This window comes from Methylobacterium sp. A54F, from assembly GCF_053346035.1.
This window is the reverse complement of record NZ_JBKFBF010000012.1, coordinates 74,660-88,493: the sequence shown is the minus strand read 5'-3', so window position 1 is coordinate 88,493 and position 13,834 is coordinate 74,660. Positions and strand designations below refer to the sequence as shown.

Below are 13,834 nucleotides of genomic sequence, written 5' to 3'. Positions count from 1 at the left end.
TGCCGCAGCCGTGGCAGACGCCAATCAGCACAGCATCCCCCGCCAGGAGAGACCAGCACATTCATGGTTAACGGAATGTTAAAGCGGTAGTGAGGGAGAGTTGAGCGTCCCGCCGATATTACAGTCAACCGGGGGGATTTTCGGGGGTGCACGACCCGGTGCGCCGGCCTCGCCGGTACGCCGCACAGGTTGGCGGTAGAACTGAGCCACGTTGGCTTTACGCCTCGACAGCCTGTTTCGATCGATGCTGGAAGCCGCAGGGGCGGTGACGCGAGCCCTAACTTGGGGGTACTGGCCGGGCGCGCTCACCTGAGCGGCGGTAGAGAAGGTTCGACCGCCGCAACCCCTGCTCGCACTAAGATCGCCGATGCACGTTAAGGATGTGTTACCAACGAGGGGGCCCATTTCCGAGCGAATATTGGAACTTGCCTTGGTCAGTCCATGTAGGCCGGCAATTCGACCTGAAAAGCGTTATCAATATAGAGAATTCGAGTTCCTCTAAGAGGCATGCGCATGTCCAACATTGGCTTGCAGGAGCGCTCCAATGTGTCTGCAGAGAAGGCCAGCGGTTCGACGATGTAGCACCCAACCCAAGCGTCTCAGGCGGCTGGGCGGCCTGTCGGATGACCTGGCGTCGCACGCCTACTAGGATTGGCTGAGGCGAAAGCGTCCAGCGTCCCCTTCATCTACAGGTTCGACTGGTACAGCCGGGAAACCGACGACGCCGAACGAGCGGGGCTTCCGCCGGCGCCGGCCGCAGGCCTGCGAGGTGCCGGCGGAAGCCGGAACTGCGCCGACCGGCGATCGTGGCTGAGAGACGAGAGCTGAGCCCGGCTCGCCCCTCTCAGTTTCCGTCCTCGATCAGGCTGCGCGGACCGACGCAAGGAAGCGATCGACCTCGGCCGAGAGGTGCTCGGACTGACGCGACAGCTCGGAGGCCGCTCCGAGAACCTGATTGGCGGCTGCACCCGTCTCCTCGGCGGCTCCCGCCACCCCGCTGATGTTGCTCGTCACCTCGACCGTGCCCATCGCGGCCTGCGAGACGTTGCGCACGATCTCCTGGGTGGCTGCCCCTTGTTCCTCAACCGCCGCAGCGATCATCGCCGCCACGCCGCTGATCTCCTGGATGCGCGCGCCGATGCCGCTGATGGCGGCGACCGCCTGGCTGGTCGAGCCCTGGATCCGTCCGATCTGATCCCCAATCTCCTGGGTGGCGCGCGCGGTTTGGCTCGCGAGTTCCTTGACCTCGGCCGCGACGACGGCGAAGCCGCGGCCGGCCTCACCCGCTCTGGCTGCTTCGATAGTAGCATTGAGCGCCAAGAGGTTAGTCTGGCTCGCGATGGTCGAGATCATCGTCACCACATCGCCGATCCGCGATACGGCGCCGCTCAGCTCTTGCACCAGCGCCGCCGTCTGCTCGGCCTCGGAGACGGCCGCTCTCGCGAGAGAGGCCGATCCATCGACCTGACGACCGATCTCCTGGACCGACGAACCGAGCTCCTCGGCTGCGGCCGCGACCGTGTTGACGTTCGAAGCGGCTTCCTCGGCAGCCGCCGCGACTGTGGTGGACTGGCTCGCTGTCTCGGTCGCAGTTGCGGTCATGGCCTGGGCGGTGGCTTGGAGTTCAGTCGCCGACGACGAGACCGTGCCCAGGATCGTGCCGACGGCTGCCTCGAAGTTGTCGGCCATCTGGCGCATGCCGATTTTGCGCTGCTCCTCGGCGGCCTGCCGGGCCTGCGCGGTCTCCTCCTCGAGCCGGCGTGTCCGGATCAGGTTGTCCTTGAACACCTCGACGGCTGCGGCCATCGCCCCGATCTCATCGCGGCGTCCCGAGGCAGGAATAGCCACGGCGGCATCACCGCCCGCCAGGCGCTGCATGGCCGAGGTCATCCCCTGGACGGGTCGGGACACCCGCAGCCAGCCGAACATCATCGCTCCGAGCGCTGCAACGATCGCAAGAGCCACAGCGAGGAGATCCGCCAGTCTCGCTGCATCCACCTCGCGCAGTGCGGCCTGCGCATCGACCTGCGCCCCATGCTCGTTGAACCGCACGTCCCGATCGAGAGCCTCACGGACATCGTTGTAGAGGGCTACGTTGTCAGGGTTGCCGATCAGCGTCAGCGCATCCGCGCGCTGGCCCGCCAGTGCGAGGCGGGCGGCGTCCGCCGAAACCCGCTCGAAGCGCGTCCAGCTCGCAACGAAGGTCTCATATTGAGCGCGCTCCTCGGCGGATGAGATCAGCGGCTCGTAGATTCTGCGGGCCTCGGCGACCTGAGTCAGGGTAGCAGCGAGTTGGGCTTCGTTCTCGGTCAGCTGAACCGGCGTGGTCGACAAAGCCAGCAAACGCAGTTGCTTGATGCGCACTTCCGCGGCCGCGGCCTTGATCTCGTTGATGGCAACGACGGATGGCAGCCAGTTCGTGGCGACCTCGTTCACCCCGTGACCTACGCTCGACAGCTTCGTGATGGACAGACTTCCTTGTCCAGCTGAGATCAGCGCGAGCAGGCCGAAGGCGCCAACGAGTGCGGCTTTGATCGATACGGTCATTTGCCGAGGCCCCGAGTGTCACGAGCGCGTCGTTCGCAGCACCAACAGGCGGAACCGGACGAGCAGATGCCGGGATTAGCGGATGAAGTTTCAGGCTTAGTTAAAGGCCAATGTGCTCCAGTTCACGAAGCTGTGTGAGCAACGAGCTTAGGACCCCGTATATTGACGTATAGCAGCCCATTTTTTGGGCATTAACTTGGCCGCCTAACGCTATCCGGCACGAGTAGTGGGGTTGGCGTAATCTCGCGCAGGCAGATATTTGGCCTTGATGTGGTGCGCTCTGATCAAGGCTCTCCTTGCAGTGTGAACTGCATGTTAGCGCTCACCATTTTGTGACGGGTACAAGCTCGTTAGCCCACGCCCGTGGGGCCATCGATCACGCGCCGGACGCGCCGCGCGAGCTCGATGCGCTTGTAGGGCTTGTTGATCACCTCGAACTCGCTGCCGCCCGCATCCGTGCGCTCGAGAGACGCCTCGGCGTAGCCCGTCGTCAGCAGCACCTTGATCTTGGGCTGGCGCTCGCGAGCGGCGCGGGCCAGCATCACCCCGTTCATGCCGCCCGGCATGATCAGGTCGGTGAACAGGAGGTCGATCCGCGCCTCGCCGTCGAGCACCTCCAGGGCCGCCCGCGGGCCGTCCACCACGGTGACCTTGTAGCCGAAATCCTCCAGGATGACGCCGGCGGTGGCCGCCACGTCCGGCCGGTCGTCGACGACGAGCACGCTCTCCGTCCCGTGGCGGTCGGCGGCCCGCGGCGCGGGCTTGTACTCCTCCTCGACCTTCTGGTCGGAGGCGGGGAAGAGCAGGCGCACGGTCGTCCCCGTGCCGACCTCCGAGTAGATCACGACCGACCCGCCGGACTGTTTGGCGAAGCCGTAGACCATGGCGAGCCCGAGGCCGGTGCCCCGGCCTTCCTCCTTCGTGGTGAAGAACGGCTCCATCACCCGGGACAGGATCTCGGGCGGCATGCCGCTGCCCCTGTCGGTCACTGAGACCGTGACATAGGCACCTTCCGGCAGGCCCTTGAACGCCACGGTTTCCTCGTCGTCGATGACCCGGTTCGCCGTCTTGACGGTCACGGTGCCGCCGGCGGGCATGGCGTCACGGGCGTTGATGAGGACGTTGAGCAGCGCCACCTCGGCCTGGGTCGGGTCGATGCGGCAGGTCCAGAGGTCGGGCGCGAGCTCGGTCTCGATCACGACGTGGTCGCCCATGGCGCGCGAGGCCATCTCGCCCATACCCTCGACGAGGCCGTTGAGGTTCAGGAGGCGGCCTTCCAGCCGCTGCTTGCGCGAGAAGGCGAGGAGCTGGTGCGTCAGCTTGGCGGCGCGCTCCGAGGCGTCCCGGACCGCCTCGCCGGCCCGGCGCAGGCGCCCGACGTCAATGTCGGGGTGGTCGATCAGCGCCAGCATCACCTCGTTGTGGCCCGAGATGACCTGCAGCAGGTTGTTGAAGTCGTGCGCGATGCCGCCGGTGAGCTGGCCCAGGCTCTCCATCTTCTGCGCCTGGTGCAGGCTCTCCTCGGCGTCGCGCCGGCGCGACACGTCGAGCTGCGAGCCGAAGAAGTAGACGAGGTCGCCCTGGCGGTTGAACACCGGGCTGACGAACAGGGCGTTCCAGAACGAGGACCCGTCCTTGCGGTAGTTCAGGATCTCGGTCGAGAATTCTCGGTGGTCGGCGATCGCCGCGCGCACATCTGAGACTGTGTCCCGATCCGTCTCCGGCCCCTGCAGGAAGCGGCAGTTCGTGCCGATCAGCTCCTGGCGGGTGTAGCCCGTCATGCGCTCGAAGGCGCGGTTGACGAAGATGATCGGGTTGTCGGGCTGGTGCGGGTCGGTGACGATCATCGGCATCCGCGTCGTCTCGACGGCGGCGAAGAAGATGTCGTGGTGGACGTCCTCGACGCCCGAGGGGCCACTCCCGGAGACGGGCGTCGGCGGCCCATAGTTCCTGGGCTTCTCGGGCGATGTGACCATGCGGCTCGCGGTTTCCTTGATGGTCCAGCGTCCCGAACCATACGTTCGTGAGATTGCTGCCAACCCTAGCACGGCACAGAGGACGCGTGCATGTGCACTATCGTCTATGAATGGCTGTCTGAAGGTCGCAGGCCCGCGTAGGCCAAAGGAGGTGAAGTTGACGCATACATAGGTTAGCTCGGCCGTTCGGTTCGACTCGCGCCTGTGCTCAGAAAGAGCCCTTAAGTGCCTGAAGGCGCAAATCATTGTTGGGGGCAAGCTGGCGGATCATTCGGCCGCCAACGGCAGCGCAGCCCGCTCGGAGGTGCCGGGCTGACATGAATGGTGGGTGGGTCCGGCACGATGTCGCCTTGTTCGATATCCTGCTCGACCTGAGTGCTCCAGAATCACTCGGCTCCGTGCGGCGGTCAGCCCGTAGACGATCCTTGACGCCACCACTTGACAGTGTCCGCGACGGCGTCGGACCCCGCCTCAGGTTGCCCCGTTGTTTCAGCCGGGGCCAGCTCAGGGGCACCACTGTGATTTCGTCGACAACGCCGTCGTCGTCCACCACCCAAAGCTTGCCGCCGGAGCGCCGCAAGCCGCTCGGCCGCCACGCCGCCGGCGTGCGCCAGAGCCGTGTCCACGCCCCACCGATCGGCACGCGCCGCCCAGAGACCCCGAACCGCCGCGTCCTCGACATCGAGGACGTGCTGCGGTGGGCCTTCCGCGAGGAGCTGCCGAAGCGTCGGGACGACGCTGACGGCCAGATGCGCGCGTTCCCCTCGATCAGCCCGATGTTCGCGATGGCCGCGCTCGGCGGCCGGGTCGAGAACTTCAGCCGTGAGCCGGGCTTTCCGCTGGCCATGGGCGATCCCCATCCGGATGCCCTGATAGTCGAGGCCGCGGTGCTCGACCTGCAGCGGTTCGCCCAGCACCGCTTCGCCGGCGATCTCGGCCTCCTCACCTATTTGCCGCCGGGGCTCGACGAGCATGCGGTGATGAGCCGGGCCATGGAGCAGATCGTCGACCTGGTTCGCATCAAGGTGCGGCTCGGCAGCCGCCCGACCTTCGCGGCCTCGCCGATCCCGGCGGCGATCGTCGATCGCAGAGGCCGGCCTCGGGTGGTCGTCCAGCGGATGGAGAACCGCGTGGATGGGTTCGGGCGCATCCGGTCCCACCCCGTCGAGGAGCCTTGCGGAGCCGAGGGCAGGGATCGCTACCCCAAGGGGGCCTACTGCCCGGTCCATTGGGACGATCCCAACGCGATCCTGTTCGAGCGCGCGGAGTATGCGACCTACTGGGCGGCCCTCGATCTGCTGGCGCACGAGCTCGCGGGCAAGCTCGCCTCGATCGCCGTTCTGCCGCCGGCCGCCGCGCAGCGCCCCTGGGCCGGCGAGATGGATGCGGCCAAGCCGAAGCGGATCCTCGACGCACCTGCGAGCCGGGCGAAGCTGAGGGACCAGCAGGAGACCGAGTTGGCGCGGCGTCTGCTCGCTCATCGGCGCCGCAGCACTCCGAGCAAGCCCCGCCAGGCAGCAGTTCGGAGTGCGTCAGCGACCATCTGAGGCAGGATCAACCGGTCTCGCACGTAAGACTTGCTCGCCGGCCGAACCAAGGCTCCGCCGGCGAGCAATTTGAGCTTACCGGCCCGTCAATATGTCACAACTTATAGATGCAAATCACAAGTAGCTCGACACGCATCCCGAGTGCCCGAATGATCAGGCGACCCTTTTCCGAGTTTAACGCTTTCTGAAAGCTAGACCTGTAAGCACTCACCTTAGCGTGAGATGCGGGAAAGAAACGGGGCGATTTTCTCGCTGCGCTGCAAGCTTCCTCGATGCGAGCATCATCCTGATTTTTTCCCTAGAGCCGTCATGATCCAGCTCTACAACTGCGTCACCCAACAGCACGACCTGCGGTTCGTGGCGATCGCGGCCGTCATCTGCGCGCTCGGAACCTACGCCACCTTCGCGATGGGGCGACAGGTCTTCCGCTGCGGTACTTGGCAGGAGCGGCTGGCTTGGGGCGTCACGGGCGTCACTGCGACGAGCGTCGCCATCTGGGCGACCCACTTCATCGCCATGCTCGCCTACGAGCCGAGCATGCCCTTCGGCTTCTCCTCCGGCCTGACTGGTGCGTCACTCCTCATCGCCTTCGTACTCGTTGGACTTGGCGCTGGGCTCGTGGTCGTATGCCCCGGTCTGCCGGGGCGCATCATGGGCGGCGGGATCGTCGGACTGGCGATCTCCGCCATGCACTACACCGGCATGAGCGCCTATCACGTGCAGGGCACCCTGAACTGGGACCTGCCGGTGGTCGCATGGTCCGTCTTCGTGGGTGCTTCCTGCGGAAGCTTGTCGATGGTGCTGGGCTTCGGCCGCAGCCGCGCTGTGCGCAATCTTGCTCCGCTGGCGCTGCTCCTCGCCGTCTGCGGAACCCACTTCCTCGGCATGAGCGCGGTCACGATCCGCTTCGATCCGGCGGTCGAGATCCCCGGTGGCAGCATGGACGCCACCGTTCTCTCGATCCTGACCGCCAATGCCGCACTGCTGATCTTGGGCTTGGCGTTCGCCGGCTTGCGCCTGTGGCACCTCAACAAGCAGCGGCACGAGGCCGAGAGTCAGCGCCTCCGCGACCTCGCCGACATCGCCGTCGAGGGGCTGATGATCTGCAACGGTGACGTGATCGCAGGCATCAATCACAGCCTGGAACGTGTTCTCGGCCTCTCGCGCGAGGCGCTGCTCGGAACCTCGCTGAAGAGCATCCTGCCCGACCTGAGTATTAGCGACATCCCTTTGACCCACGAGATCGACGCCGGTCTCAAGGACGCCAGCGGTGCCCGCGTGCCGGTGCGCGTCATTGCCCAGTCGATCGTCATCAAGGCCAAGCCGCACACCGTCGTCGCCGTGCGCGATCAGCGCGAGCGTCTGCGCGCCGAGGCCGAGATGCATAGGCTGGCCCACCACGACGCGTTGACTGGCCTTGCCAACCGGCGGCAGTTCAACGACGCCTTAGCGGATCGCTACAACTCGCGTCGAAGCGATGACCCCGCATTCGCCCTGCTTGTCCTCGATCTCGACCGCTTCAAGATCGTCAATGATACGCTCGGTCATGGCATGGGCGATGCCCTGCTGCGCCGGGTGGCTCAGCGGCTGTCGAGGGCGGTGCGTGAGGGCGATCTCGTTGCCCGGCTCGGTGGCGACGAGTTCGCCGTCCTCAAGGGCGGCGGGGTTGATCTCGCGGGCATTCAGGAACTGGCCGAGCGGGTACTCGATGTTCTCGCTCGGCCGTTCCTGATCGACGGACACGTGCTGAACATCGGCACCAGCATCGGCATTGCTCTCGCCCCAAGCGACGGCGAAACGCCCGAGCAGCTGATGGGCAGCGCGGACCTCGCCCTTTACGGCGCCAAGGATGACGGGCGCGGTCGCTACCGGATGTTCGAGGGCAGCATGAATGCCCGCATCCAGGCGCGCCGCTTGCTCGAACTCGACCTGCGGCGGGCGATCGCTCGCCAGGAGTTCACCCTGCACTACCAGCCGCAGGTCGATGCGCGCACTGGCGCGTACGATGGCGCCGAGGCGCTGATCCGCTGGCACCACCCGGAGCGCGGGCTCGTTCCCCCCGCCGACTTCATCACGCTGGCCGAGGACACAGGCCTGATCGGTCCATTGGGGGAGTGGGTGCTTCGGACCGCCTGCACCGATGCGCTCGCCTGGCCGGATCACTTGACGGTCGCCGTCAATCTGTCGCCGGTGCAGTTCCGGGACGCGCGGCTCGCCGCCACGATCCGTAGCATCCTGGCGGAGACCGGGTTGCCCGGTACGCGCTTGGAGATCGAGATCACCGAAGGTTCGCTGCTGCAGGACGAGCAGCGCACGCTGGCGATCCTGCGCGAGCTGCGCACCTTGGGCATACGCATCTCGATGGACGATTTCGGCACGGGCTACTCGTCGTTGAGCTACCTGCGCCGCTTCCCCTTCGACAAGATCAAGATCGACCAGTCCTTCGTGCGGCAGACGCCAGGTGACAAGGACAGCGCCGCCATCGTGCGCGCCATCGCGACGCTCGGCGCGAGCCTCGGCATGAAGACGACGGCGGAGGGCGTCGAGACCGACGCGCAGTCGAGCTTCATCGCCGGAGAAGGTTGCGACCAGTTGCAAGGCTACCTGATCAGCCGACCTGTACCGGCGGACCGGATCGCCGCACTGTTCGCAGCAAAGCCTCGACACGCGCTGACCGCCTGAAGGAAGCCGCATCCATGCCGATCCACCGGCTCCTCTACCGCAGCGACATGGCGCTCATCGGCACCGAGGCCGACGTTCGCCAGCAGGTGGCCGAGATCATCCGCCTGTCCGCGGCCCGCAACGCCGATGTGGGTCTGACCGGCGCCCTGCTGGAAACCCGCGGTGTGTTCATTCAGGCCCTGGAAGGCCGGCTGCCGGCCCTGGAGGCGACCTTCGAGCGGATCTGCTGCGACCTGCGGCACCGACGGGTTGCGCTTCTGGAGTTCGTGCGGGCCGAGGCCCGCGTGTTCGGCGAGTGGTCGATGGTCCGCGTCACGGCCGACCGCACGATCGAAAGACTCCTACCCTCGATCGAGGGGGAGGGGGATGGCACCGTCGAGACGATCCCAGCCCAGGCCACCATTCAGCTCATGCGCTCGATGCTGATCGCCGGAGCGCACCGAGAGATAGGCTGGGAAACCGGATCAGGGGTCAGCATCGAGCGGAAAGCCGACCTCCTTTGAGTGATGCTGTGCTCGCAATGTGGGACAGGTAAAGCGCTGACCAGACATGCAGGATGCTCTGGAGGTCCGGGTGGGTCGATAAGGGTCTGTCCGCTCTTTCGGGGATTCACTCGGGAGTGGACCAGCGGCTTCCGACCCGTTGCCGCCCTACAGGCAACGAAGATTCCGTCCCAGCAGCAGACGATTTCAGGAGAAGCGTCAGAACGCAGTGAAGGCGGCGCACCCTCGTGGGGTCGGAGGGTGCGCCGGACAGTTGGCTCGCAGTCTCAGGAAACGAGCCATGATGGCATAGCGCATCAAGAGCACTACCGCTGTAGCGGAAAGAATACAGCGGTGGCGTTCTGATGGCACCGGCTACCAGCCCGCGATAGGGCTAGTGGTTGTGTGCAATGGGCTCCATCGCCCGCACGAAACTTGCAAAGCTGGCGCTGCGCAGCGGTCGGTAGGGCCTTCCGGCCGTCTCGCACCAGCGCTTCACCAAGCCCGTCGCCTCGTGGCTGACGCAGTCGACCGGAAACAGGACGAGGTCGCTCCGGCCGATGAGACCCGGCAGCAGGCTGAGGCTCTCCTCGAGGCCGCCGTCGTGGCTGAGGAGCAGGCCGCCCCGCGCGGTCGTCAGGCGCCGCAGCGCCGCGACGTGACGCGGACGGCCGCCCACGTAGAGAAGCACGCGACCGGAGAGGTCCTGCGCCGGTTCCGCGTCCGGCGCGTCGGCGAGGCCGGAAGTCAGAACCGCTTCGAGCGCGTCGCGTTCGCTCTCCGCGGTTGCACGGCGGGCCGTTTCCGCTTCGAGATCCCCGCTCAGGCGCGCACAGGCCCGACTCAGCACGGCCACCTTCTCTTCCAAGGCCTCCGCATGTGCCTGCTCGCGGGCGAGGCGCTGCTCCAGCTCTGCGCCGAGCTCCGGCTTCGGCCGCGGGGGCTCGCTCGCCGCCGCAACCGCCTGCGCTGCTACCAGCGCTTGATTGCGGGCACTGATTGCGTCCCGCTGCGCCATGAGTTCGTGGATGCGCCGCTCCTGCGCGGCCACGGTCTCGGCGCGCTCACCGAGATCCGCTTCGAGCTGGCGCAGGCGACGGATGTCGGCCCGGTTCGACTGCCCGACGAGGTGCGAGAGCATGTGCACCTCCCCGAAGATGTCCTGGACCAGGCCCCAGTCGGTCGCCGGGTGGGTCATCGCCGCCCAGTAGGCCCCGGGGATCTCGCCGCGCGCGAGCGCCTCCTGCCACAGGGCGCGCACCTCCGCCGCCGTACGGGCCTTGTCGAAGCGGCGGATCTCCGCCTCGTGACGCCGGTCGAGCATTTTCTGCAGAAGCTTGCCGCCGCCGTCGCGCCGCCCCGCGAGATGAACCACCTGCCCGTGCAGGCGATGCTCGCTCATGGTCCGGGCGTCCGGGACGCCGAGCTTGGCGAGCAGCGAGCGGCCGTCCGCGGTGGTCAGGCAGGTGCCGATGATGGAGCAGTGCAGCGTCTCGGCAAGTTCCCAGATGCGGTCGCGCGCTTTCTCCGACGGCTCGATCGCCGGCGGCAGGAAGGCGGGTCGGCTTCCTCCGGCGAGCGACCGGAGCGCGGGCCCATCGAGATGAGGGCTCTGGGACACGGACACCTCGGCAATCGCTATATCGCAACGGATATAACCAATCTGGCCGAAAGCCGCTGCCTTGGCTAGAGGTCGGGCCGCGGATGCGCGCCGCCTGGTCCGGTGAGGCGGCCGAGGAAGGGCGCCGCTGCCTTCGCGGCGGCGCGCTCAATCGCACGGTAATGGGCGACCACGTCGGCCCCAAATGCCGACAGGCGGGCACCGCCGCCGGCCTTGCCACCGATCTGCGCTTCGACGACGGGCTGACCAAAGCCCTGGTTCATCGCCTCGACCAGCGTCCAGGCCCGGCGGTACGACATGCCGAGCGCGCGGCCCGCCGCCGAGATCGAGCCGTGCTCGGCGATCATCTCCAAGAGCTGCACCTTCCCCGGTCCGACGCGGTTGTCCGGTCCGAGATCGATGCGAATGCTGAGCTGTGCCATCTCGCTGCCTCGCGCGTCGCGGGCGCCCGCGCTGCTGCGTTCGTATATAGCGCATCCGCCGGCCCGGGGCCCGCCGGAGCGCGACTCAGAAGCCCGGAATGCAGCCGAGGGCGATGACCCGGACGGGGGCGCCCGGCACGAGCGCTGGGGCGTCGGGCTCGCGCTCGACGAGCGCGTTTGCCTCTGCGAGCCCCGAGAGCATTGCGGTGTCCTGCTCAGGAAACGCCGCGAAGGTCGGGAGGCCGGTCGATGCCCGCTCGATCCGTCCGCGCAGATAGGTGACCCGGGCACCGACCGGACCGAGCGGGGCGGACAGGATCGCATCCTCGCGCACCAGATCGCTGAAGCCGCACCCGGCGAGCACCGACAGGGTCGGCCTGAGAAAGACCAGGGCGCTCACGAGGGCGGCGACGGCGTTGCCGGGCAGCCCCAGGACCGGGAGGCGGCCGACCCTTCCGAACAGAGTCGCCTTGCCGGGCCGCATCCGGACCCGGCTGAAGGCTGGCACGAGCCCGAGGGCGGTGAGGGCCGGCCCCACGAGATCGAAATCCCCCACGGAGGCGCCCCCCGAGGCGACGAGCAGGTCGATGTCCTGCGCGGCGAGCGTTCGTGCCAGCGCGCCCGACAGCGCGGCGGCCTCGTCGGGGGCGATCCCGAGATCGAGGGGCACTCCACCCCAGGACCGGACCAGCGCCTTCAGGGCAGGCCGGTTGGCGTCGAGGACCTGCGCGCTGCCGCTCGGTGCGAAGGCGTCCGACAGCTCGCTCCCCGTGGAGAGGATCGCAACGCGGGGCCGGCGATGCACGCGGAGCTCCGCGTGGCCGGCGGCGGCCAGGAGCCCGATGTGACGGGCCGAGAGCAGGGTCCCGGGGCGGACGAGCGGGGCGCCCTCCCGGAAGTTGCTGCCGGCCGCCCGGATATGCCGGCGCGCCTCGGCGTCGGGCCCTATGTGCACGCGGTCGCCCTCGACCACGACCCGTTCCTGCGCGACGACCGTGTCGGCGCCGGGCGGGACGGGAGCGCCGGTGAAGATCCGCCGGCAGGTCCCCGGCTCGACCGCCGCACCGACGCCATCGCCGGCTCGGGCCATGCCGAGGCAGCGCAGGGGCGTCTCGGCATCCGCCCAGCGCAGGGCATATCCGTCCATGGCCGCGACCGCGAAGGGCGGCGCATCGAGGCGCGCGGCGATCGTCTCGGCGCAGATGCGGCCCGCTGCCTCATCGAGCGCGACACGCTCTATGCCGACTGCTCCCAGCACCCCCCTCATGCGGGCATGGGCCTCCGCGATTTCTGTCAGGTCAGTGGGACGTGCTGCGACTGTGGGCGGTCTCTGCAAGGCTGGTCCCCGGCGCGTATTCATTGGAGCGGAATTAGCCGAAGGGCTCTGGTCGCGGCTATGCCTGAGCGTATATAGCGCCGCCGGGGGCCGAGTGCCGCCCCGGCTCGACCGGGCGCAACCTTCGCGGAGACACGCGCATGTTCACCTGCACGGGCTATGCGGCCACGAGTGCCGAGACGCCGCTCGCGCCCTTCACCTTCGACCGACGCGACCCAGGGCCGAACGACGTCGAGATCGAGATCGTCTATTGCGGCGTCTGCCACTCCGACCTGCATCAGGCCCGCAACGAGTGGCAGAACACTCTCTATCCCTGCGTGCCCGGCCACGAGATCGTCGGCCGCGTCACCCGGGTCGGTGCCGAGGTGCGCGACTTCAAGGCGGGCGACCTCGCCGCGGTCGGCTGCATGGTCGATAGCTGTCGTACCTGCACGGCCTGTCGCGAGGGCCTGGAGCAGTATTGCGAACCGGGCTTCACGGCGACCTACAACGGGCCGGAGCAGGGTACCGGCGGCAACACCTTCGGAGGCTATTCGAGCCACATCGTGGTCGATCGGCACTTCGTCCTGCACGTGCCCGAGGGCCTCGACCTGGCGGGCGTCGCACCGCTGCTGTGCGCGGGCATCACTACCTACTCGCCGCTCCGGCGCTGGGGCGCCGGTCCCGGCAAGAAGGTCGGGATCGTGGGCCTCGGTGGCCTCGGCCACATGGGCGTGAAGCTCGCCCACGCCATGGGCGCGCACGTCGTGCTGTTCACGACGTCCCCCGGCAAGGAGGCCGATGCGCGCCGCCTGGGCGCCGACGAGGTGGTGATCTCGCGGGACGCCGAGCAGGTGACCCGGCACGCCGAGAGCTTCGACCTGATCGTCGACACGGTGGCGGCCGCCCACGACATCAACGCCTATCTAGGCCTGCTCAAGCGCGACTGCACGCTGGTGCAGGTCGGCGCGCCGGAGAAGCCCCTCGACGTGAACGTGTTCAGCGTGATCTGGCGGCGGCGCAGCTTCGCGGGCTCGCTGATCGGCGGCATCGCGGAGACGCAGGAAATGCTCGATTTCTGCGGCAAGCATGGCATCACGGCCGACATCGAGATGATCCCGATCAGCGAAATCGAGACCGCCTACGGCCGCATGCTGAAGAGCGACGTGAAGTACCGCTTCGTCATCGACATGGCGTCCCTGCCGAAGGCCGCCTGACACCCCTGCTTCTGCTTCCTGTCCC

At 67.5% G+C, this 13,834-nt stretch carries 9 protein-coding genes; 4 read left to right on the top strand and 5 right to left on the bottom strand.

The window, feature by feature from the left end:
• Positions 1–861 precede the first annotated feature (861 nt).
• Positions 862–2,547 (bottom strand): methyl-accepting chemotaxis protein, encoded by a 1,686-nt coding sequence (locus ACLBXP_RS19340; protein WP_447669401.1) that lies wholly within the window; start codon positions 2,545–2,547, stop codon positions 862–864.
• A gap of 350 nt (positions 2,548–2,897) precedes the next feature.
• Positions 2,898–4,523 (bottom strand): hybrid sensor histidine kinase/response regulator, encoded by a 1,626-nt coding sequence (locus tag ACLBXP_RS19335; protein ID WP_447669400.1) that lies wholly within the window; start codon positions 4,521–4,523, stop codon positions 2,898–2,900.
• A 350-nt stretch (positions 4,524–4,873) separates the two neighbouring features.
• Here ACLBXP_RS19335 and ACLBXP_RS19330 point away from each other — a divergent pair, with 350 nt between their 5' ends.
• From ACLBXP_RS19330 to ACLBXP_RS19320, 3 genes are all read left to right on the top strand, one after another.
• On the top strand, positions 4,874–6,070 hold the full coding sequence (locus tag ACLBXP_RS19330) for a hypothetical protein (RefSeq protein ID WP_447669399.1): 1,197 nt from the start codon (positions 4,874–4,876) through the stop codon (positions 6,068–6,070).
• 309 nt (positions 6,071–6,379) lie between these two features.
• Positions 6,380–8,752, top strand: a complete 2,373-nt coding sequence (locus tag ACLBXP_RS19325; RefSeq protein WP_447669398.1) for a bifunctional diguanylate cyclase/phosphodiesterase — start codon at positions 6,380–6,382, stop codon at positions 8,750–8,752.
• Between the two features lie 14 nt (positions 8,753–8,766).
• A complete protein-coding gene (locus ACLBXP_RS19320) occupies positions 8,767–9,255 on the top strand; it encodes a BLUF domain-containing protein (protein ID WP_447669397.1) in 489 nt (162 codons plus the stop codon).
• A 373-nt stretch (positions 9,256–9,628) separates the two neighbouring features.
• Here ACLBXP_RS19320 and ACLBXP_RS19315 read toward each other — a convergent pair whose 3' ends face one another.
• From ACLBXP_RS19315 to ACLBXP_RS19305, 3 genes are all read right to left on the bottom strand, one after another.
• Complete coding sequence (locus ACLBXP_RS19315; RefSeq protein WP_447669396.1) at positions 9,629–10,855, bottom strand: DUF2325 domain-containing protein; 1,227 nt, start codon at positions 10,853–10,855, stop codon at positions 9,629–9,631.
• A gap of 65 nt (positions 10,856–10,920) precedes the next feature.
• Positions 10,921–11,277 carry a winged helix-turn-helix domain-containing protein gene (locus tag ACLBXP_RS19310; RefSeq protein ID WP_447669394.1) on the bottom strand — a complete coding sequence of 119 codons (357 nt, stop codon included), beginning with the start codon at positions 11,275–11,277 and terminating at the stop codon, positions 10,921–10,923.
• A gap of 85 nt (positions 11,278–11,362) precedes the next feature.
• The gene (locus tag ACLBXP_RS19305; RefSeq protein WP_447669393.1) at positions 11,363–12,637 is read right to left on the bottom strand and encodes a molybdopterin molybdotransferase MoeA; all 1,275 of its coding nucleotides are present in this window, start codon (positions 12,635–12,637) and stop codon (positions 11,363–11,365) included.
• 116 nt (positions 12,638–12,753) lie between these two features.
• On the opposite strand from ACLBXP_RS19305, the gene ACLBXP_RS19300 reads away from it, so the two are divergent.
• A complete protein-coding gene (locus ACLBXP_RS19300; protein ID WP_447669391.1) occupies positions 12,754–13,809 on the top strand; it encodes an NAD(P)-dependent alcohol dehydrogenase in 1,056 nt (351 codons plus the stop codon).
• Positions 13,810–13,834: the final 25 nt, after the last annotated feature.

Bases quoted from the DNA above. Each gene is read 5' to 3' on its own strand.
- ACLBXP_RS19340 (WP_447669401.1), bottom strand. From the start codon at position 2,547: ATGACCGTATCGATCAAAGCCGCACTCGTTGGCGCCTTCGGCCTGCTC.
- ACLBXP_RS19335 (WP_447669400.1), bottom strand. From the start codon at position 4,523: ATGGTCACATCGCCCGAGAAGCCCAGGAACTATGGGCCGCCGACGCCC.
- ACLBXP_RS19325 (WP_447669398.1), top strand. From the start codon at position 6,380: ATGATCCAGCTCTACAACTGCGTCACCCAACAGCACGACCTGCGGTTC.
- ACLBXP_RS19320 (WP_447669397.1), top strand. From the start codon at position 8,767: ATGCCGATCCACCGGCTCCTCTACCGCAGCGACATGGCGCTCATCGGC.
- ACLBXP_RS19310 (WP_447669394.1), bottom strand. From the start codon at position 11,277: ATGGCACAGCTCAGCATTCGCATCGATCTCGGACCGGACAACCGCGTC.
- ACLBXP_RS19305 (WP_447669393.1), bottom strand. From the start codon at position 12,637: ATGAATACGCGCCGGGGACCAGCCTTGCAGAGACCGCCCACAGTCGCA.
- ACLBXP_RS19300 (WP_447669391.1), top strand. From the start codon at position 12,754: ATGTTCACCTGCACGGGCTATGCGGCCACGAGTGCCGAGACGCCGCTC.